Genomic DNA, 19,397 nt, shown 5'->3' on the forward strand with positions numbered 1-19,397 from the left:
AGAACATGAGCGGCCACGGAGCCCCCGAGCTGACCATCGAAGGCGCCGCCGACCTCAAGGTCGCCGTCGTCGCCGCCCAGTGGCACGACGTGGTGATGAACGGCCTGCTGGACGGCGCCCACCGCGCGCTCAAGGAGCTGGGCATCGCCGAGCCGACCGTGCTGCGCGTCCCCGGCACCTTCGAACTGCCGGTCGCCGCCAAGCGCCTCGCCGAGCGCGGCTACGACGCCGTCGTCGCCCTCGGCGTGGTCATCCGCGGCGGTACCCCGCACTTCGACTACGTCTGCCAGGCGGCCACCACCGGCCTGACCCAGGTCAGCGTCGACACCGGGGTCCCGGTCGGCTTCGGCGTGCTGACCTGCGACAACGAGGAGCAGGCGCTCGACCGCGCCGGGCTGCCGGGCTCCGCCGAGGACAAGGGGCACGAGGCCGTCACCGCCGCCGTCGCCACCGCCGCGGTGCTGCGCGCCGCGCTCTGAGCGACCGCCCGTACGGTCCCGGACCGTGGACGTCCACCGGACTGTCCACGGTCCGGGACCGTTTACCGTCCGCTCGCCCGCACGCCGTATGGTGGGCCCATCATGGCTTCGAAGACATTCGAGGAGCTCTTCGCCGAGCTCCAGCAGAAGGCCGCCACCGGCGACCCCTCGTCCTCCCGTACCGCGCAGCTCGTCCAGCAGGGCGTCCATGCGATCGGCAAGAAGGTCGTCGAGGAGGCCGCCGAGGTCTGGATGGCCGCCGAGTTCCAGTCGGACGAGCAGACGGCGGAGGAGATCTCCCAGCTCCTCTACCACCTTCAGGTGATGATGATCGCCCGCGGGCTGACGCTCGACGACGTCTACAAGTACCTCTAGACGACCGTCTGCACGTACCCCTCGACGACGTCGACACGTACACCCGGAACCGGTCCGTACCGCACACCCCTCCCAACAGGTAAGGAAGCAACCTCCCATGCTGCGCATCGCCGTCCCCAACAAGGGTTCTCTCTCGGGTCCCGCGGCGGAGATGCTCCATGAGGCCGGCTACCGGCAGCGGAAGGATCCCAAGGAGCTCGTCCTCGTCGACCCGAACAACGAGGTCGAGTTCTTCTTCCTCCGCCCGCGCGACATCGCCGTCTACGTCGGCTCCGGCCGCCTGGACGTCGGCATCACCGGCCGCGACCTGCTGCTGGACTCGCACTCCAACGCCGAGGAGGTGCTCGCCCTCGGCTTCGCCGGGTCGACCTTCCGCTTCGCGCGCCCCGAGGGCGTGGCGGTCGAGGACGTCAAGGGCCTGGAGGGCCTGCGGATCGCGACCTCCTACACCGGCCTGGTCGAGCAGCACCTCGCCGACCACGGCGTGAAGGCGACGGTCACCAAGCTGGACGGCGCGGTCGAGACCGCGGTGCAGCTGGGCGTCGCCGACGTGATCGCCGACGTGGTGGAGACCGGCACCAGCCTGCGCAACGCGGGCCTGGAGGTGTTCGGCGAGCCGATCCTGATCTCGGACGCCGTGGTGATCCGCCCCAAGGGCGCGGGCGAGGACTCGCGGGTGGAGCAGTTCCTGCGCCGCCTCCAGGGCGTGCTGGTGGCCCGCCGCTACGTGCTGATGGACTACGACATCCGCGCCGAGAACGTCAGCGCCGCCGTGGCGCTCACCCCCGGTCTGGAGTCGCCGACCGTCTCCCCGCTGCACACCGAGGGCTGGGTCGCGGTCCGCTCGATGGTGCTCCGCAAGGAGGCCCAGCGGATCATGGACGACCTGTGGGGCATCGGCGCCCGGGCCATCCTGGTCACCAACATCCACGCCTGCCGCCTCTGACCCGCTCGCACGCTCGCGGGCAGTGCCGATTGACCCGCTCGCACGCTCGCGGGTAAAGAACGCTTCAATGGGGCGGGGACGCCGGTCGGCGCCCCCGCCCCCTCGCGCTGTCGCCACCAGAACCACCCCGGAGACCCACGTGTCCACGCCGCCCGTCGAGTTCCCCGTCACCTGGGCGCCGCGCCGCACCCGCGTCGTGCTGCTGCCGGTCTGCGTCCTGCTGGTGGTGCTGTTCGCCGTGCTGGCCGTGCTGCTCCCGGAGAACTGGCAGTTCAACGACCGGATCATGATGGTGGCCAGCGGCGTCCTGTTCGCCGCCGTCGGCCTGATGCTGGCCCGCCCCCGGGTGAGCGCCGACGCGGACGGCGTGACGGTGGTCAACTTCGTGCGCACGCGCCGGCTCGCCTGGGCCGAGATCGTCCGGGTCAACTTCCGCCAGGGCGACCCGTGGGCCACCCTCGACCTCGCCGACGGCACCTCGCTCGCCGCGGTCGGCATCCAGCCCGGTGTCGGCAAGGCGCAGGCGATCGCGGACGCCCGCGCGCTGCGCGACCTCGTCGAGCACTACGCCGCGGTCTGAGCCCTCCGGCACTCGCCGCCACCGCGTCGGTTCCCTCCGGCACTCGCCGCCACCGCGTCGGCACCCCCCCCGCCACCCGCCGGAATCCGTGGCCCTGCGACCTGCGGTTCCGGGGCCCGGCGGGTCCGAACACCCTTCCTACGCCCGTCCGGCTATGGTCTACGCTGGTAAAAGCAGGGCAAAGTCCGCCCTGCGCTGAAGCGAGCGCGAGACGCGCCGCCCGTACCGACCTGAGGAGTGACACTCCCCCTCGATGGACGATCCGTCCGGTAGTACCTGCGCCGCCTCACTTCCGATCGCCGGAAGGCAGGCGGCACTGTGATCACCGCCTGGCTGCTGTTGTTCGCAGCCGTTCTCCTGATCCTCGCCAACGGCCTGTTCGTGGCCGCCGAGTTCGCCTTCGTGACCGTCGAGCGCGGGGCGGTGGAACGCTCCGCGAATGCGGGTGACGTGCAGTCCCGCCGGGTCTCCAGGGCCCTGCGCCACCTCTCCTTCGAGCTCTCCGGCGCCCAGTTCGGCATCACCGTCACCTCGCTGGTGGTCGGCATGCTCGCCGAGCCGGCCCTGTCGACGCTGCTCGCACCCGTGATGTCCGGCCTCGGCGTGCCCGACGCGGCCGCCCGCGGCGTCGCCGTGGTCGTCGGCATGGTGCTGGCCACCGTCGTCCAGATGGTGGTCGGCGAGCTGGTCCCGAAGAACTGGGCGATCTCCCGCCCGCTGCAGGTGGCCCGCGCGGTGGCCGCCCCGCACATGGCCTTCTCCTTCGTCTGCCGCCCGCTGATCAGCTTCCTCAACGGCGCCGCCGACCGCACGGTCCGCGCCTTCGGCGTCGAGCCGCAGGAGGAGCTGGGCCACGCCCGGACCCCGGCCGAGCTGGTCTCGCTGGCCCGGCACTCGGCCAGGGCCGGGGCGATAGACGAGGAGTCGGCGACGCTGTTCGTCCGCACCCTGGGCCTGGGCGAGCTGACCGCCGAGTCCGTGATGACCCCGCGGGTCGACGTGTCCGCGCTCCAGCGCGACGCCACCGCCTCCGACGTCGTCAACCTCACCCGGGCCACCGGCCTGTCCCGCTTCCCGGTCTACGCCGACAGCCTGGACGAGGTCACCGGCATCGTGACGCTCAAGGACGCGCTCGCCGTTCCGGCCGCCCAGCGCGGCCTGGTGCGGGTCGCCGAGCTGTCCTCGCCGCCGCTGCTGGTGCCCGAGACCCTGCCCGCCGAGACGCTGCTGGAGCGGCTGCGCCGGCTCCAGCCGATGGCCATCGTGGTCGACGAGTACGGCGGCACCGCCGGCGTCGTGACCGTCGAGGACATCGTCGAGGAGATCGTCGGCGAGGTGCAGGACGAGCACGACCCCGACGACCACCCCGACCTGTTCGCGCTGCCGCCCGTCAACGGCCTGCCGGTCTGGGAGGCCGACGGCCGCGCCCGGATCGACCAGCTGGAGGGCATCGGCCTGAACGCCCCGGACGGCCCGTACGAGACGCTGGCCGGCCTGGTCGCCGACCTGCTCGGCAAGCTTCCCGAGGTGGGCGAGCAGGCCGAGCTGCCCGGCTGGCGGTTCACCGTGACCGGTGTCGACCGCCACCGCACCAGCCGGGTCCGGGTGGAGCGCACCACCGCGCCCGCGTCGTTCGGCGAGGACGGGGAGGACGTCCGATGACGGTGCTCCAACTGGCCGTCGCGCTCCTGCTCCTGCTCGGCAACGCCTTCTTCGTCGGTGCCGAGTTCGCCGTGGTGTCCGTGCGCCGCAGCCAGATCGAGCCGCTCGCGGAGGCCGGGCACAAGCGCGCCCGCACCGTGCTGCACGCGCTGTCCAACGTCTCCGCGATGCTGGCCGCCGCCCAGCTCGGCATCACCGTCTGCTCGCTGGGCCTCGGTGCGCTCGCCGAGCCGACCATCGCCTCCCTGCTGGAGGGCCCCTTCCACGCGCTCGGCGTGCCGGCCGGCCTGATGCACCCGCTCTCGTACGGGATCTCGCTCGCCGTCGTGGTGTTCCTGCACATGGTGATGGGCGAGATGGTGCCGAAGAACATGGCCATGGCCGGCCCGGAGAAGGCCGCGCTGTGGCTCGGACCGCCGCTGGACCGGCTGGCCCGCTGGCTCGCCCCGGTGATCCGGATGCTGAACGCCTTCGCCAACGGCATCCTGAGGCTGTTCCGGGTCGACGCCAAGGACGAGGTCGAGTCGGTCTTCACCACCGAGCAGCTGATGTACCTGCTGGCCGACTCGCGGGACGCCGGACTGCTCGACGAGGAGCGCCAGGAGCGTCTGGAGGACGCGCTGGAGCTGGGCCGCCGCCCGGTCACCGAGGTGCTGCTCAAGCCCGAGCAGCTGGTCACCGTGGACACCAAGGCGACCGCCGCCGAAGTCGAGGAGCTCGCCCTGCGCACCGGCTTCTCGCGCTTCCCGGTCACCGACGGCGACCCGGCCGGCCACGGCTACCTCGGGTACCTGCACCTCAAGGACGTCCTCGACGTGGACGACCCGTCGGCGCCCGTCCCGGCGCGCCTGTGGCGGCCGATCACGGTGCTGCGCGGCGGCCTCCCGCTGGACGACGCGCTCGGCGCGATGCGCCGCGCGGCCTGCCACCTGGCCGCGGTGCTGGACCAGGACGGCCGCACGCTCGGTGTGGTCATGCTGGAGGACGTCCTGGAGGAGCTGATCGGCGAGATGCACGACCCGGACCACCGCGCCACCGCCTAGCCACCTCCCGGCTCCTGGCCCCCGGCCGCCCGGCCCCCGGTTCCCGACATCGGGAGCCGGGGGCCCCGGCGTTCCCGGGTTCGCCGAGGGCGTGTCCGCTCCCGGCGATTCTGCCCAGAGCATGCAGCCGTTCCGTGCCGGCCACCCCCAGGGGAGAGTGGTCGGCATGAGACTTCTCCTGCTGGGTGGAACCAGGTTCGTCGGACGGGTCGTCGCCGAGGAGGCGCTGGCCCGGGGCTGGGAGGTGACGGCCCTCAATCGCGGCACGCAGCCCGCACCCGAGGGCGTCCGGGTGCTGAAGGGCGACCGCACGGCCGAGGACGGGCTCGCGGCGCTCGGCGCGGGGGAGTGGGACGCGGTGGTGGACACCTGGTCCTGGGCCCCGGCCGCGGTGCGCGACAGCGCCCGGGCGCTGAAGGGCCGGGTCGGCCACTACGCGTACGTCTCCAGCCGCTCGGTGTACGACTACCCGCTGGTGGCCGGCGGCGGCGAGTCGGCGCCCGTGGTGGCCTCCTCGCCGGACCTCACCGGGGAGGTGCCCTACGCCGAGGCCAAGCGGGGCGCCGAGCTGGCCCTGGAGGCGGAGTACGGCGGACAGGCCCTGCTGGCCCGCGCCGGGCTGATCCTCGGGCCGTACGAGGACATCGGCCGGCTGCCCTGGTGGCTCAACCGGATCGCCGAGGGCGGCCCGGTACTCGCCCCCGGGCCGCGCGACCTGGCGCTGCAGTACATCGACGTCCGCGACCTCGCCGTCTGGACCCTGGACGCGGTGGTGGCCCGCCTCGGCGGCCCGTACAACCTGGTCAGCCCGTCCGGGCACGCCACCATGGGGGAGCTGCTGGAGGCCTGTGTCCGCGTCACCGGCGCGGGGGCCGAGCTGCGCTGGACGGACCCCGACCGGATCCTGGCTGCGGGCGTCGAGCCGTGGACGGAACTGCCGATCTGGCTGGCTCCCGGCCCGCTGTACGACTTCCTGCACACCGGATCGGTCGACCGCGCCGTCGGCGCCGGTCTGCGCTGCCGCCCGGTCGCGGAGACGGTCGGGGACACCTGGGCCTGGCTGCGGGCGATCGGCGGCACCGCGCCGCAGCGCTCGGACCGGGTCACGGTCGGGCTCGACCGGGAGCGGGAGGCCGCGCTGCTCAAGGGCTGAGACCGACGGCCGGCGGCTGACGGCCGGGGGTGGTTCCGGGTGGTTCCGAGCGGCCTGGTCCCGGCGGCCGATCAGCCCCGGCGGCCGATCAGCCCCGGCCGTCGATCAGCTCCCCGTACGCCTGGACGAGGTCCGGCAGCCGTAGCGTGGCCAGGTCCTCCCGGCCCGGCGACTCGCGCAGCAGCGACAGCCGCAGGTCCCGGTAGGCGCAGGACTTCTCGTACAGGGTGCGGATGAACCGGCCGTTGCCCAGCTCGTCGATCCAGCCCTCGCGGACGACGTGGGTGCAGATGCTGGCCAGCTCCTCGGCGGCGTCCTCGTCCCAGCCGTCGCCGTCCCGGCCGGCCAGCGCCGCGCCGATCGCGGTCAGCTCGCCGGGGCGGTAGCTCGGGAAGTCCACCCGGGTGGTGAAGCGGGAGTTGAGGCCGGGGTTGGTGGCGAGCAGCCGGTTCATGCCCTCGGGGTAGCCGGCCAGGATCACGACCAGCCGGTCCCGGTTGTCCTCGGCGCGCTTGAGCAGCACCTGCAGCGCCTCGTCGCCGTAAGCGTCGCCCTTGGTGTAGCCGGAGTTGGAGAGGCTGTAGGCCTCGTCGATGAACAGCACGCCGTCCAGCGCGGAGTCGATCAGTTCGTTCGCCTTGACCGCGGTCTGGCCGAGGAACTCGCCCACCAGGTCGGCGCGCTGGGCTTCCACGAGGTGGTCGCCGGAGAGCAGGCCGAGGGCGTGGAAGACCCGGCCGAGGATGCGGGCCACGGTGGTCTTGCCGGTGCCGGAGGGGCCGGAGAAGACGAAGTGGCGCTTGGGCGGCTGGACCGGCAGGCCCTGCTCGGCCCGGAGTCGGGACATCCTCAACTGGGCTGACAGTGCGCGCACTTGGCGCTTGACCGGCTCCATGCCGACCATCAGCGAGAGCTCGGCCAGGGCGGCGTCCAACTCGCGCTCGTCACCGTCCGGCCGGGGTGCGGGCCCGGCGGCGGTCCGGGGCTGCGCCTGGCCGCGGACGGGCAGCGGCGGCGCGGGCGGGGCGGCCGGGGCGCCCGAACCGGACCGCTCCCCGGCGGCCTGCGGGGCGCCGTCCGGCAACGCCCCGTCGACCGGGCCGCCGTCGAGCGGGGCTCCGCCGGGCAGCAACCCGGCCCCGGCCCCGGCGTCCGTCGGCACGCCGTCCGGCGCGGGCCCGTCCACCAGGCCGGCTTCCACCAGACCGCAGTCGACCAGACCGGCGTCCGTCAGTCCGGCATCCGTCAGTCCGGCGTCCACGAGGGGCCCGCTGCTCAGCACCCCGTCGCCGGAGACGGTCGCGCCGCCCTGCCCGGCCCCGGGCTCCTCGCCGTACCCCGGACCGGGCCCGTACCCGACGTCGTCCAGGAACCCCGCCTCGACGTCCGGCCCGCCGTCGACCCCCGCCTCGGCGCCGGCGCCGGCCGGGCTCCCGCCCGCCAGCAGCCCGTCCGCGAGCGCGTCCTCGGCCGCGATGGCGGCCAGCCGGGTCGCGGTGTCCATGAACGCCGGGTCCGCCCGGTGCACCGCCCGGTAGAGCGGCAGCGCCGCCGCGCTGCGCCCGGCGCCCTCGTACGCCCGGGCCAGCCAGTACCGCAGCTCCTTGCGCTGCGGCTGCTCGGAGCGGCAGCGGGCCAGCGAGGCGGCCAGCGGCGCCTGGGCCTGTGCGCACATGTCGAGGCGCACCCGCGCCATGCCCGCGAACAGCCCGGCCTCGATGCCGAGCAGCGGGTCGTCCAGCAGCCGGTCGGTGTCCCGGATCAGCTGCTCCCAGTCCTTGAGCAGATAGGAACGGCAGGCGTACAGGAACCGCGCGGACGGGTCCTCGCTGGGGGCCGGGCACTGCTCCAGCGCCCGGTCCAGCTCGGCGAGATGGCGGCCGTCCAGCCAGTGCGAGGCGTGCGCCAGCGCGAGGTCGCGGGCGTCCTCCAGGACGGGCTGCACCCACCAGCCCAGCCAGTACCAGGAGCTGAGCGGCCGTCTGTGCAGGCGCCGCTGCTCGCCGAACCGCTTCTGGTGGCGGTACATCGCCAGCAGGGCCGCCGAGGTGTCGCTGCGCAGCGCGTGCAGGCCGAGCCAGGCGTCGGCCATGCCGGGGTCCAGCCGGACGGCCGCCCGGAACTCCTCCTCGGCCCGCGCGTAGGCACCGGCCGTGTAGGCGTCCATGGCGCGCAGCCAGGCCCGGTCGGCGAGTCGGTCCGGGCCGCCCGCCGTGCTGTCGGAACTGTCCAGCGTCGTCACTCACGCCCCCCGCGGTGTGGCCCGGGGCTCGGCCGGCGAGTCGCGTGCGTACAGCCTGGCCGGTGGTCGTCGAGCCCCTGCGGCGCATATGCGCCTGCCAGGAATCGTACCGGCGCCGGGCTGATCCGGAAGGGTGCCGCACGGGGTCAAATACGATCGCGCGCGCGGTCGTTGAGCGCTCGCGCGCCGAAACGGTCGGCGGGGGAGCGAGATTCGGAAGGGGGCCGGACGGCGCCCCCGGCTCACGGGGGAACAAGCCGGGGACGCCGGGTCCGATGCGGCCGGAAGCTTTCGTTCCGGCGGCTGAGGAGAACCTAGGTCCTGGTGATGTCGCAGGTCAAGGCGCTTGTTGAGGGTTCACCGACGGTACCCGGCGCGATCCGGCCGGTCACCCCGTCGACCCGCGTCGCGGCGTACGGGCGGCTCGGGTCGGTGGCGAAATGCGCCGATTCGGCCCGCGCCCAGCCCGCCCAGAACTCGGCCAGATCCGGACCGTCCCGCTCCTCGCCGCGCCGACGGGCCGCGTCGGCGTCCAGCTCCATCCAGATCACCCGGGCCAGCCACGGCCGCACCGCCCGCCGCCCCGCGCCGACCCCCTCGACCAGCACCACCGGGGCGGGCGGCACCTCGGCCGTGCCCGCGAAGCGCCGCAGCGTCCAGTCGTACACCCGGTACGCGGTGTCCCGCCCGGCCGCCAGCGGCTCCAGCACCTGCTCGCGCAGCCGCCCGGTCCACCCGAAGGGCTCCTCGTGGGTGGCCAGGTCGTCGAGGTGGACCACCGGAGCCCCGCCGAGCGCCCCCGCCAGCCGCCCGGCGAAGGTCGTCTTGCCGGAGCCCGCGTGCCCGTCCACCGCGACCAGCCGCACCGGCCCGCAGGACGGCGGCAGCGCGCGCAGCTCCGCCGCGAGCGTGCTCAGCGCGTCGCCGGGAGTGCGCAGGGCATGAGCGGGGAGGGTTCCGGAAGCAGCCACATCGTCAACCCTACGGTGCCGTAGCCCACCACTGCGGACAGTTCATCTGTGCAGGTCGTGACGGCAGCGCGGGTTTGGGGCATACTCGCCTTCGCCATGACTGTGAACGGCCGTTCACCGCAACCCGGTGCCGGTCGGTCCGACCTGCCCCACCCGCGCCGGACCCGCCAAACCTCGGCACGGCGCCCGATCGAGGAGGCGACCGCCGCCATGACCCCGTCCCCTGTGAAAGCCGTGGAGCGCCAGCTGCCCAGTGACGAGGCGCGCGAGCTGCTGAGCCTCACCCGGGACCTGGTGCAGCGCGAGCTGCAGCCGCGCGCGGCGGAGGACGAGGCCGCCGGCCGCTTCCCGCGGGAGGTCTTCCGCACCCTCGGCGAGGCCGGCCTGCTCTCCCTCCCGTACGACGAGAAGTACGGCGGCGGCGAGCAGCCCTACGAGGTGTACCTGCAGGTCCTGGAGGAGCTCTCGGCCGGCTGGCTGGCCGTCGGCCTGGGCGTCAGCGTGCACACCCTCTCCTGCCACGCGCTGGCCACCTTCGGCACCGACGAGCAGCGCGACAAGTGGCTGCCCGGCATGCTCTCCGGCGAGCAGCTCGGCGCCTACTGCCTCTCCGAGCCGCAGTCCGGCTCGGACGCGGCCGCGCTGCGCACCCGCGCCGACCTCGACGGCGAGGCGTACGTGGTGAACGGCACCAAGGCGTGGATCACCCACGGCGGGCAGGCCGACTTCTACAGCGCCCTGGTGCGCACCGGCGTCGACGGCCCCAAGGGGATCAGCTGCCTGCTGGTCCCGGGCACCCAGCAGGGCTTCTCGGCGGCCCCGCCGGAGCACAAGATGGGCATGCGCTCCTCGCCGACCGCCCAGCTGCACTTCGACGGTGCCCGGGTCCCCCGCGAGCGGCTGGTCGGCGAGGAGGGCCAGGGCTTCCAGATCGCGCTCGCCGCGCTGGACTCCGGCCGCCTCGGTATCGCCGCCTGCGCGATCGGCGTCGCCCAGGCCGCGCTCGACCTCGCCGTCGACTACGCGCGCACCCGGCGCCAGTTCGGGCGTCCGATCGCCGAGTTCCAGGGCCTGTCCTTCATGCTCGCCGACATGGCCACCCAGATCGAGGCGGGCCGCGCGCTCTACCTGTCCGCCGCGCGCCTGAAGGACGCCGGCCGGCCGTTCTCCAAGGAGGCGGCGATGGCCAAGCTGTTCTGCACCGACACGGTGATGCGGGTGACCACCGACGCCGTCCAGGTGCTCGGCGGCTACGGCTACACGCAGGACTTCCCGGCCGAGCGCTTCATGCGCGAGGCCAAGGTGCTGCAGATCGTCGAGGGAACCAACCAGATCCAGCGCCTGGTGATCGGCCGCCACCTCACCAAGGGCTGACGCCCGGCCGTTGACCGCGCGACCGCTGGGTGTCGCCCGAAATCAGGGCGACACCCGGCCGAGGGCCGACGCCCGACGAAGGCCCGCTGCCGGCCACGGCCCGGGCCTTCCCCCCAACGGCCTCCGGCCGTCACTCCAGGGTGCGGAGTGACGACCGGAGGCATTCGACTGTTCTGACGGGGAGTCAACTCCCCGGCGCGGGGCTGGCGGTCAGCGCCGGACGAGACGGCGGCGCTGCTCCGGGATCGAGCGGAGCGCGGCGACGGTCGGGGCCGAGGGCACGGGCGGCACGGACTGGCCGATGGCCGCGATCCGCACCGGGCAGTGCGCCACCGCGTGCGAGAACGGCTGGGTGCGCCAGTCCAGCCCGTTCGGGAGGCTGAACAGCGCGTCGAACCCGGTCGGTTCGGTGTCCTCCGGGGCCTCCACCTCCGCCAGGTCGTCGGTGGGCGCGCCCGAACCCGGGCAGATCGCGGGGGCGAAGGGGTTCCAGGCGGTCGGCAGCAGGGCGTGCTGCGGCAGCCGCTCCTCGTCCGCCACCAGGGCGATCGGACGGCGGCACTCGGGGCAGTGGACCCGGAAGATCTCCCAGGTCTCGGCCTCGCCAGGATCGGTGCCCGGCGCGTGGTCGACCGCGAGGTCGTCGCGGCCGGTCGTATCGTCGGTCTCGTCGGCGCCCAGCACGCGCTGGTCAGTAGCAGGCATGAGGATCCCCCTAGGATCGGGCCCGGCGTGGTCATCCAGGGCCACAACCAGCACTTCCCTGTGACACGGACTCATAACCCTGCGGTGCCGTGCACCGCGATGCACCGGGTGTGTCCTTGGCCACATCGGCTGCCACATGCACCCGGCACGTGCCCGCGCAGTACCTGCGATCTCTCTCCGTGCCACCGCGTGCGCCCCCCGTGCACCCGACCGGGTAGGTTTGCCGACTGTGGAGGATCTAGACCAACGCATCGTCCAGCTGCTCCTTGAGGACGGCCGGATGAGCTACACGGACCTGGGCAAGGCCACCGGCCTGTCCACCTCGGCGGTGCACCAGCGCGTGCGCCGCCTCGAACAGCGCGGGGTGATCCGCGGCTACACCGCGATCGTCGACCCCGACGCCGTCGACCTGGCGCTGACCGCGTTCATCTCGGTCAAGCCCTTCGACCCCAGCGCCCCGGACGACACCCCCGAACGCCTCGCCGGTCTGCCCGAGATCGAGGCCTGCCACAGCGTCGCCGGCGACGAGAACTACATCCTCAAGGTGCGCGTCGGCGCCCCCGGCGACCTGGAGGACCTGCTCGCCCGCATCCGCAGCGCCGCCGGGGTCTCCACCCGCACCACCGTCGTGCTCTCCACGCCGTACGAGGCACGACCCCCGAAGCTCTGAGCCCGAACGGGCGAGGTGCAGACTTGGCGGCATGACCGAACGCACCCTCCCTCCTGGCCCGACCTCGGGCAGGAGGGGCCCCCGAACCGTCCTGCTGCGCGGCGGCGCCGTCTACAGCCCCGCCGACCCGTTCGCCACCGCGATGCTCGTCGAGGGCGAGCACATCGCCTGGGTCGGCAGCGACGGCGCCGCCGAGGCGTACGCCGCGACCGCCGACGAGATCGTCGAGCTGGCCGGTGCCCTGGTCACCCCCGCCTTCGTCGACGCCCACGTGCACGCCACCGCCACCGGACTGGCGCTCACCGGCCTCGACCTCACCGGCAGCCCCTCGCTGGCCGCCACCCTGGAGGCCGTCAGCGCCTTCGTCGACGCCCGGGCCGAGTCCGGCGGGGTCCTGATCGGCCACGGCTGGGACGAGACCGGCTGGCCCGAGGGCCGTCCGCCGACGCTCGCCGAACTCGACGCCGCCGCCCGGGGCGCCGCGCTCTACCTCTCCCGCACCGACGTGCACTCCGCGCTCGCCACCACCGCGCTGCGCACCCTCACCGAGGGCCTCGCCGAGCGGCCCGGGTACGCCCCCGAGGGCCCGCTGACCAAGGACGCGCACCACGCCGTCCGGCAGACCGCGCTCGCCCGCCTCACCCCCGAGCAGCGCCGCCGAGCCCAGCACGCCACCCTGACCCGCGCCGCCGAACTCGGCATCGGCGCCCTGCACGAGTGCGCCGGCCCGGAGATCTCCTCCGAACAGGACCTGACCGCCCTGCTGGCCCTGGCCGCCGAGGGCGAGGGGCCCGAGGTCTTCGGCTACTGGGGCGAGTCGGGCGGGGTCGAGACGGCCCGCAGGCTCGGCGCGGTGGGCGCCGGCGGCGACCTCTTCGTGGACGGCGCGCTCGGCTCGCGCACCGCCTGCCTGCACAGCCCGTACGCCGACGCCGAGCACACCGGCACCGCCTACCTGACCGCCGGTCAGGTGGCCGACCACGTCGCCGCCTGCACCGAGGCCGGGCTGCAGGCCGGCTTCCACGCGATCGGCGACGCCGCCGTGGCAGCGGTCATCGAGGGCGTCCGGGCGGCCGGCGAGCGGGTCGGCGCCGACCGGGTCAGGGCCCTGCGCCACCGCGTCGAGCACGCCGAGGCGCTGGACGACGAGTCCATCAAGGCCTTCGGCGAACTCGGTCTCACCGCCTCCGTGCAGCCCGCCTTCGACGCCGCCTGGGGCGGCCCGGAGGGCATGTACGTCCAGCGCCTGGGCGCCGAGCGGGCCGCCGCGCTCAACCCCTTCGCCGCGCTGCTGCGGGCCGGCGTCCCGCTGGCCTTCGGCTCGGACGCCCCGGTCACCCCGCTCGACCCCTGGGGCACCGTACGGGCGGCGGCCTTCCACCGGACCCCGGAGCACCGGATCTCGGTGCGCGCCGCCTTCACCGCCCACACCCGCGGCGGCTGGCGCGCGATCGGCCGCGACCAGGACGGCGTCCTGGTGCCCGGGGCCGTCGCCAGCTACGCGATCTGGGCGGCCGGGGACCTGGTCGTCCAGGCCCCCGACTCCCGGGTGGCCGGCTGGTCCACCGACCCGCGCTCCGGCACCCCCGGCCTGCCCGACCTCACCCCGGGCCACCCGCTGCCGACCTGCCTGCGCACGGTGGTCCGCGGCCGCACCGTCCACCAGCTCTGAACCCCGGGCGCCCGCGCCGGCCGGGCACCGGCGCCGAGCGGGTGCCCGGCGCCCGACCGGATGCGGTGCTCGACCGGATTCGGCGCTTAATCGGATGAAGCCGCGGCGGACCGGCCCGTAGGTTGACCACCATGACGACCGACCCGCTGGTACCCGCCGACTTCGCCGTCCCCCGCGAGCTGCTCGCCCCGGAGTTCCGCCTGGAGCCCCTGGGCGAGCAGCACAACGCCTCCGACCACGCCGCCTGGACCGGCAGCATCGCGCACATCCGCGCCACCCCCGGCTTCGTCGGCCGTGACTGGCCGCCCGTGGACGGGATGCCGCCGGAGGAGAACCTGGCCGACCTGCGCCGCCACGCCGCCGACTTCGCCGCCCGCACCGGCTTCACCTACACCGTCCTGGAGCCGGCGGGCGGCGAGGTGATCGGCTGCGTCTACATCTACCCGGACCGCGAGGACCCGTCGGTGGTCGCCGTCAGCTCCTGGGTCCGGGCCGACCGCGCCGAGCTGGACGCTCCGCTCCACCGCGCCGTCTCCGACTGGCTCGCCGAGCACTGGCCGCTGGGCCCGATCCGCTACGCCGAGCGCTGACCACCGGGAAGCCCCGGGCCCCTACCACCCTCACCTCACGCCGCACCGACGTTCCGGGGTACCTTCTTCGCACAGCGTCCGAACAGCAAGCCCCCAGGAAGATGGTGCGCCGGTGGCCATTCCCGTCACCCAGGAGCGGTCCGGGACCGCGCCCGCGTCCGAGGAGCCGGCGCCCCGACCGGGCCGCGGTGCCCGCGCGCTCGCCAAGGTCCGTGCCGGGCTGCCCCGGACCGGCCTGGCGGCGCTGGCCGGCCTGCTGCTCGCCCTCGCCTTCCCGCCGTACGACCTCTGGCCGCTGTCCCTGCTCGGCGTCGCCGCGCTGTCGCTGCTCACCCGGGGCCGCACCTTCCGCCAGGGCCTGTGGACGGGCTTCGCCCTCGGCCTGCCGTTCTTCCTGATGCTGCTCAGCTGGCTGCGGGTGGTCGGGTGGGACGCCACGGTCGGCCTGTCCGTCGTCGAGGCGCTGTTCCTGGCCCTCCTCGGGGGCGCCCTGGCCGTCACCTCCCGGCTGCCCGGCTGGCCGCTCTGGGCGGCCTGCCTGTGGATCACCCAGGAGTGGGCCCGTGACCGGCTGCCGCTCGGCGGCTTCCCCTGGGGCCGGCTCGCCTTCGCCAACACCGCCACCCCGTACACCCCGCTCGCCGCGCTCGGGGGCGCGCCGCTGGTGACCTTCGCGGTCGCCCTCTCCGGTGCCCTGCTCGCCTGGGCCGCGCTGCGCCTGAGGGGCCCGCGGAAGGCCCCGAGGGCGGCCGCGCTGGCGGCGCTCGGCGCGGTCGCCGCGCTGCTCGCCGGCTACGTCGTCCCGGTGCCCACCGCCGCGGCCGACACGGTGAAGGTCGCCATCGTCCAGGGCAACGTGCCCAACCCGGGCATGGACTTCCTCGGCCGCCCGATGATGGTCCTCAACAACCACGCCTCGGCCACCGAGCGCCTGGCCGCCGAGATCGCCGCCGGCAAGGTGCAGCGCCCCGACGTCGTGATCTGGCCGGAGAACTCCTCCGACCTCGACCCGTTCAGCGACCCGCTGGCCTACGAGCGCATCGACGAGGCCGTCAAGGCGATCGGCGTGCCCACGCTGGTCGGCACCCTCGTGGACGGCCCGGACGCGCAGCACGTCCAGAACGAGGGCATCGTCTGGGACCCGCGGAGCGGCCCCGGCGCCTCCTACACCAAGCAGCACCCCGTGCCGTTCGGCGAGTACGTGCCCTTCCGCGCCCAGCTGATGAAGGTGATCACCCGCCTCCAGCGGGTCGCCCGGGACTTCTACCCCGGCGACCACAACGGCGTGATGCAGCTCGGCCCGGCCCGGATCGGCGACGTCATCTGCTTCGAGGTGGCGTACGACGAGATCGTCCGCGACACCGTGGACAGCGGCGCCCGCGTCCTGGTGGTCCAGACCAACAACGCGACGTACGCCAAGACCGGCCAGCCCGAGCAGCAGCTCGCGATGAGCCGGCTGCGGGCCGTCGAGCACGGCCGGGCGGTGCTGATCGCCGCCACCAGCGGCATCAGCGCGGTGATCTCCCCGGACGGCACCGTCGAGCAGCGCACCCAGGAGCTGACGCCCGCCGAGCTGTCGGCGACCGTTCCGCTGCGCGACGGCACCACGGTGGCCGACCGGGTCGGCGCCGCCCCGGAGTGGACGCTGGCCGTCGGCGGCCTGCTGGCCTGCGGTGCCGCGGTGCTGGTCGGACGCCGTCGGAGGGCCACCGGCGGAACACCGGCCGGGCAGGATTCGTTGGACCAGGTGGTGCCGTAGCCGGCCCGGATCTCCCGTGCGGCGCGCAGAGCACCGCTTGGAGTGGATTCGTACCGTGACGCAGCAAGCTACCCCCACCCGTCCGGCCCCGCGCGGCAGGCTCCGCCGGGTGCTGCCGCTGCTGATCACCGTCTGGCTGGTGCTGGAGATCTGGCTGCTGGTCCAGGTCGGTTCGTGGCTGGGCGGGTTCACCGTCCTGCTGCTGCTCGTCGCGGGCGCCCTGATCGGTGGCTCGCTGATCAAGCGGGCCGGGCTGAAGGCGTTCTCGGCGGCGGTCGAGCAGAGCAAGAACCCGCAGTCCCAGCAGCCGCAGACCGGTACCAGCATGACGGTGCTGGCGGGCGTCCTGCTGATCGTCCCCGGCTTCCTGTCGGACCTGCTGGCCCTGACCCTGCTGTTCCCGCCGACCCGGGCGCTGTGGCGGGCGGCCGGGCGCCGGCTCGCCGACAAGGCGCTGCGCAGCGCCGGCGCCGTCGGTGCCGACCCGTTCGCGGACGCGGTGCGGCTGCAGGAGCAGCTGCGCATCCACCGTCCGGACGGCAAGGTGATCCAGGGCGAGGTCGTCGAGCCCGAGGCGGGCCCGCGCGGCCCGCAGGGCCCGGACACCACCTACCGCCCGCCGATCACGGGCTGACCGCCCGACCACCGGCCCGGGGCCCGCAGGCCCCGGGCCGATCGGCATGCCTCCCCGGGACCCCGGAGGACGTGACCCGGCCGGCCCCGGACAGCGCGAAAGGGACCCTGGAAACCAGGGTCCCTTTTCGCGTCCTCCCGCACGGGGCGGGAGCGAGGTCAGGCGCTCTTACGGGTGTCCCGCGGGTGCACCGCGAGGTTCATCCCTCCGGAGCGGAGCACGGCCAGCCGCTCGGCCAGCACCTCCTCCAGCTCCTCGCGCGTCCGGCGCTCCATCAGCATGTCCCAATGGGTGCGCGTCGGCTTGGTCTTCTTCTCCTCCGGCTCGTCACCGTCGAGAAGCGCCGCCTCCTGGCCACAGAAGCGACATTCCCAGGTCGGGGGGATCTCCGCCTCGACCGAGAAAGGAACCTCGAATCGGTGTCCGTTCTGACATGCGTACTCGACGGTCTGGCGGGGAGCCAGATCGATACCACGGTCGGTCTCGTAGCTAGTGGCCCCGAGTCGCGTGCCGCGGAGAGCTCGCTCGCTCATGAATCGTGCCTCCCGGGCTTATGGCCCACAGGACTAGTGGTCGCTGTTCTTCGTCGTTCGGTCAACGCTCGGCTTCCGACGAAGATTCCCGTCCCGGGACATGCGTCGTCTGTCGTGCCGCCCCTGTTTGTACCCACCTGCGCCCGATTTGTCACATCTGGCCGCTGATATCACCCCAGGTGTCACCTATTTCACATCCGGTGATCGTGGGGACTTTCCGTGTCGAGCGTACCGGGACGGGTTCCGACGGCGTCCGTCGGCCCCGTCCCGGCGCTGCGAGGGGTCAGGAGATCGGGCGCGATCGGATCATCGGCTCGCCCTTGGCGAGGTCGACCGGCCGGGCCTGCGGGGCCGGGTCGACCGGTGCGCCCAGCGGCGGGCGCTCCGGGCGGGGCGGCACGGCGGCGGCCGCCTCGGTGCGGGTGTCGCGGTGCGGCAGCAGGGCGATCACCGCGTCCCGCAGCGGGGCCGGGGCCTCGTCGTCCAGCGGGTCGACGGTCGCGGGCACCTGCAGCCGGGCCGGGGTGCCGTTGCCGATCCGGGCGTAGCCGCGGCCGACCGGGGCGTGCGCGGCGGGCACGATGTCCAGCGGCGCGCCGAGCGCGGCCCGGGCCTCGTCCGGCCCGGCCGGGCCGAGCACCACGCGGGCCCGGGTGGTGGAGCGGACGGTCGGGGTGATCCGGTCCCGGGCCTCGACGTCCTCGGCGATCACCACGGTGACCCGGGCGGCCCGGCCGTGTCGCAGCGGGAGCTCCAGCAGGTCCTGCGGGTCGGGGCGGCCCTCGGCCTGGGCGAGCTCGCTCAGCTCGGTCGGGTGGTCCAGCAGCAGCCACAGCGGCCGGGTGGCGTCCCCGGGCGGGGTGGAGCCGGCGCGCCGGGCGGCGTTGAGCGCGGTGAGCCGGCGTTCGGTCTCCTGGACCGCCCACTCCAGGGCGGCCAGGGCGCCGTGCAGGCTGGTCTCCACGGTGTGCACGCCGGGCCGGTTCACCAGGCAGGCGTGCTCGCCGGTGCCCGCGCCGTCGACCACCACCAGGTCGGCGTACGGGAGGGCCTGCAGTGCGATCGAGCGGAGCAGGCTGGAGGTGCCGTAGCCGGCGACGCCGAGCGCCAGCAGGTGCGGCTCGGAGGAGCGCGGGCCGGTGCGCCAGACCACCGGCGGCTGCTGGACGGTCGTGCCGCCCTGGGTGACGGGGATCGTCCGGGCGGTGCCGTCCTCGTCGGTGAAGCCCAGCACGATCTCGCCGGGGGCGGCCACGAAGCGCTGGGCGACGACGTCGGTGGGCAGCGGGGCGAGCGCGGTGATCCGCAGCCGGTTGGACTCCTCGTCCCAGTCGAAGCGGTACTCCCGGGCCCGGCCGGCCTTGCCCTGGACGACCTGCTCGATCCGGGCCCGGGCGGTCGGCTCGGTGTCGGTGAAGTACGCGGGGTAGCCGAGTTCGAGCCGGGAGAGCCGGCCCTCGCCGTCGAACTCCCAGGAGCCGAAGACGTCCTTGTAGCTGCCCTCGAAGTGGTACATCGGGTTGGCGTCGTCGGGGCCGCACAGGTACGGGGTGAGGGCGGCGTAGAGGGCGCCGAGCTTGACGTCGGCGACGTCCGGCGCGGCCGGGGCGGACGGCGCCTTGGGTGCCCGGCCGGCCCAGGCGGCGCTGGCCATCAGGCCGATCAGGGCGAACAGCAGGCCGTGCGGCAGCAGGTAGATGCCGACCAGCATCGCGGCGGTCAGGAACAGCGTCGGGCCGCGGCGCTCCTTGGGGGTGGTCTGCCAGCGCCCCTTGGCCCAGGCGGCGTGGTGGCGCATGCCGCGGCCGATGACGGAGAGCGGGGCGAACATGTCGGAGGCGTGGTCCCCGGCGGTCCGGGCGATCTCGCGGCCCTTGCTGAGGTGGCGGTGCAGCGGCAACATTCCTTGACTCCCCGGGCGGGTGGGACGAACGGGTGGGGTGCGGAGGTGGGGTACGACGGGGCCCGGGGCGGTGGGATCCGCGCCCGGGCCGTTACGGGGTGGTGGC

Annotated in this window: 18 protein-coding genes; 13 read left to right on the plus strand and 5 right to left on the minus strand. The window is 74.3% G+C overall.

The window, feature by feature from the left end:
- The first annotated feature begins 5 nt into the window (after window positions 1-5).
- The 7 genes from ribH (at window position 6) to ACZ7KX_RS00530 (ending at window position 6,238) form a co-directional block, all read left to right on the plus strand.
- Window positions 6-479, plus strand: a complete 474-nt coding sequence (gene ribH, locus ACZ7KX_RS00500; protein WP_350524997.1) for a 6,7-dimethyl-8-ribityllumazine synthase — start codon at window positions 6-8, stop codon at window positions 477-479.
- Between the two features lie 102 nt (window positions 480-581).
- On the plus strand, window positions 582-854 hold the full coding sequence (locus tag ACZ7KX_RS00505; RefSeq protein ID WP_097238956.1) for a phosphoribosyl-ATP diphosphatase: 273 nt from the start codon (window positions 582-584) through the stop codon (window positions 852-854).
- Window positions 855-951: 97 nt separating this feature from the next.
- Window positions 952-1,800, plus strand: coding sequence for an ATP phosphoribosyltransferase (gene hisG, locus ACZ7KX_RS00510; RefSeq protein WP_350524996.1), 849 nt, complete (start codon window positions 952-954; stop codon window positions 1,798-1,800).
- Window positions 1,801-1,939: 139 nt separating this feature from the next.
- A complete protein-coding gene (locus ACZ7KX_RS00515) occupies window positions 1,940-2,380 on the plus strand; it encodes a PH domain-containing protein (RefSeq protein WP_350524995.1) in 441 nt (146 codons plus the stop codon).
- 318 nt (window positions 2,381-2,698) lie between these two features.
- Window positions 2,699-4,042, plus strand: coding sequence for a hemolysin family protein (locus ACZ7KX_RS00520; protein WP_470324532.1), 1,344 nt, complete (start codon window positions 2,699-2,701; stop codon window positions 4,040-4,042).
- Window positions 4,039-5,085: a hemolysin family protein gene (locus ACZ7KX_RS00525; RefSeq protein WP_470324533.1), complete on the plus strand. Its 1,047-nt coding sequence runs from the start codon at window positions 4,039-4,041 to the stop codon at window positions 5,083-5,085. Before ACZ7KX_RS00520 ends, ACZ7KX_RS00525 begins: the two co-directional genes overlap by 4 nt.
- Window positions 5,086-5,251: 166 nt before the next feature.
- Window positions 5,252-6,238, plus strand: coding sequence for an NAD-dependent epimerase/dehydratase family protein (locus ACZ7KX_RS00530; protein WP_470324534.1), 987 nt, complete (start codon window positions 5,252-5,254; stop codon window positions 6,236-6,238).
- A gap of 88 nt (window positions 6,239-6,326) precedes the next feature.
- On the opposite strand, the gene ACZ7KX_RS00535 is transcribed toward ACZ7KX_RS00530, so the two are convergent.
- Window positions 6,327-8,405 carry an AAA family ATPase gene (locus tag ACZ7KX_RS00535; RefSeq protein ID WP_470325085.1) on the minus strand — a complete coding sequence of 693 codons (2,079 nt, stop codon included), beginning with the start codon at window positions 8,403-8,405 and terminating at the stop codon, window positions 6,327-6,329.
- 389 nt (window positions 8,406-8,794) lie between these two features.
- On the minus strand, window positions 8,795-9,451 hold the full coding sequence (locus tag ACZ7KX_RS00540; RefSeq protein ID WP_470324535.1) for a uridine kinase family protein: 657 nt from the start codon (window positions 9,449-9,451) through the stop codon (window positions 8,795-8,797).
- A 210-nt stretch (window positions 9,452-9,661) separates the two neighbouring features.
- Between ACZ7KX_RS00540 and ACZ7KX_RS00545 the strand changes: the two genes are divergently transcribed.
- Window positions 9,662-10,825 carry an acyl-CoA dehydrogenase family protein gene (locus ACZ7KX_RS00545; RefSeq protein ID WP_470324536.1) on the plus strand — a complete coding sequence of 388 codons (1,164 nt, stop codon included), beginning with the start codon at window positions 9,662-9,664 and terminating at the stop codon, window positions 10,823-10,825.
- Window positions 10,826-11,035: 210 nt separating this feature from the next.
- Here the strand turns inward: ACZ7KX_RS00545 and ACZ7KX_RS00550 are convergent, their stop codons facing one another.
- Window positions 11,036-11,530: a hypothetical protein gene (locus ACZ7KX_RS00550; RefSeq protein WP_350524990.1), complete on the minus strand. Its 495-nt coding sequence runs from the start codon at window positions 11,528-11,530 to the stop codon at window positions 11,036-11,038.
- A 229-nt stretch (window positions 11,531-11,759) separates the two neighbouring features.
- Here ACZ7KX_RS00550 and ACZ7KX_RS00555 point away from each other — a divergent pair, with 229 nt between their 5' ends.
- From ACZ7KX_RS00555 to fxsA, 5 genes are all read left to right on the plus strand, one after another.
- Window positions 11,760-12,200 (plus strand): Lrp/AsnC family transcriptional regulator, encoded by a 441-nt coding sequence (locus ACZ7KX_RS00555; RefSeq protein ID WP_350524989.1) that lies wholly within the window; start codon window positions 11,760-11,762, stop codon window positions 12,198-12,200.
- A 31-nt stretch (window positions 12,201-12,231) separates the two neighbouring features.
- The gene (locus tag ACZ7KX_RS00560; RefSeq protein ID WP_470324537.1) at window positions 12,232-13,872 is read left to right on the plus strand and encodes an amidohydrolase; all 1,641 of its coding nucleotides are present in this window, start codon (window positions 12,232-12,234) and stop codon (window positions 13,870-13,872) included.
- Between the two features lie 131 nt (window positions 13,873-14,003).
- On the plus strand, window positions 14,004-14,462 hold the full coding sequence (locus ACZ7KX_RS00565) for a GNAT family N-acetyltransferase (RefSeq protein WP_470324538.1): 459 nt from the start codon (window positions 14,004-14,006) through the stop codon (window positions 14,460-14,462).
- Between the two features lie 112 nt (window positions 14,463-14,574).
- A complete protein-coding gene (gene lnt / locus ACZ7KX_RS00570; RefSeq protein ID WP_470324539.1) occupies window positions 14,575-16,221 on the plus strand; it encodes an apolipoprotein N-acyltransferase in 1,647 nt (548 codons plus the stop codon).
- 55 nt (window positions 16,222-16,276) lie between these two features.
- A complete protein-coding gene (gene fxsA, locus ACZ7KX_RS00575; RefSeq protein WP_470324540.1) occupies window positions 16,277-16,855 on the plus strand; it encodes an FxsA family membrane protein in 579 nt (192 codons plus the stop codon).
- Window positions 16,856-17,013: 158 nt separating this feature from the next.
- Here the strand turns inward: fxsA and ACZ7KX_RS00580 are convergent, their stop codons facing one another.
- Both ACZ7KX_RS00580 and ACZ7KX_RS00585 read right to left on the minus strand, forming a co-directional pair.
- The gene (locus tag ACZ7KX_RS00580; protein WP_196949106.1) at window positions 17,014-17,388 is read right to left on the minus strand and encodes an RNA polymerase-binding protein RbpA; all 375 of its coding nucleotides are present in this window, start codon (window positions 17,386-17,388) and stop codon (window positions 17,014-17,016) included.
- A gap of 283 nt (window positions 17,389-17,671) precedes the next feature.
- Window positions 17,672-19,291 carry a hypothetical protein gene (locus ACZ7KX_RS00585; RefSeq protein WP_470324541.1) on the minus strand — a complete coding sequence of 540 codons (1,620 nt, stop codon included), beginning with the start codon at window positions 19,289-19,291 and terminating at the stop codon, window positions 17,672-17,674.
- Window positions 19,292-19,397 lie beyond the last annotated feature (106 nt).

The organism is Kitasatospora sp. NPDC038210 (assembly GCF_055600605.1).

Excerpts from the sequence above, each read along its gene's own strand:
- ribH (WP_350524997.1), top strand. The coding sequence starts at position 6 with ATGAGCGGCCACGGAGCCCCCGAGCTGACCATCGAAGGCGCCGCCGAC.
- ACZ7KX_RS00505 (WP_097238956.1), top strand. The coding sequence starts at position 582 with ATGGCTTCGAAGACATTCGAGGAGCTCTTCGCCGAGCTCCAGCAGAAG.
- hisG (WP_350524996.1), top strand. The coding sequence starts at position 952 with ATGCTGCGCATCGCCGTCCCCAACAAGGGTTCTCTCTCGGGTCCCGCG.
- ACZ7KX_RS00525 (WP_470324533.1), top strand. The coding sequence starts at position 4,039 with ATGACGGTGCTCCAACTGGCCGTCGCGCTCCTGCTCCTGCTCGGCAAC.
- ACZ7KX_RS00530 (WP_470324534.1), top strand. The coding sequence starts at position 5,252 with ATGAGACTTCTCCTGCTGGGTGGAACCAGGTTCGTCGGACGGGTCGTC.
- ACZ7KX_RS00535 (WP_470325085.1), bottom strand. The coding sequence starts at position 8,405 with ATGGACGCCTACACGGCCGGTGCCTACGCGCGGGCCGAGGAGGAGTTC.
- ACZ7KX_RS00545 (WP_470324536.1), top strand. The coding sequence starts at position 9,662 with ATGACCCCGTCCCCTGTGAAAGCCGTGGAGCGCCAGCTGCCCAGTGAC.
- ACZ7KX_RS00550 (WP_350524990.1), bottom strand. The coding sequence starts at position 11,530 with ATGCCTGCTACTGACCAGCGCGTGCTGGGCGCCGACGAGACCGACGAT.
- ACZ7KX_RS00560 (WP_470324537.1), top strand. The coding sequence starts at position 12,232 with ATGACCGAACGCACCCTCCCTCCTGGCCCGACCTCGGGCAGGAGGGGC.
- ACZ7KX_RS00565 (WP_470324538.1), top strand. The coding sequence starts at position 14,004 with ATGACGACCGACCCGCTGGTACCCGCCGACTTCGCCGTCCCCCGCGAG.
- ACZ7KX_RS00580 (WP_196949106.1), bottom strand. The coding sequence starts at position 17,388 with ATGAGCGAGCGAGCTCTCCGCGGCACGCGACTCGGGGCCACTAGCTAC.
- ACZ7KX_RS00585 (WP_470324541.1), bottom strand. The coding sequence starts at position 19,291 with ATGTTGCCGCTGCACCGCCACCTCAGCAAGGGCCGCGAGATCGCCCGG.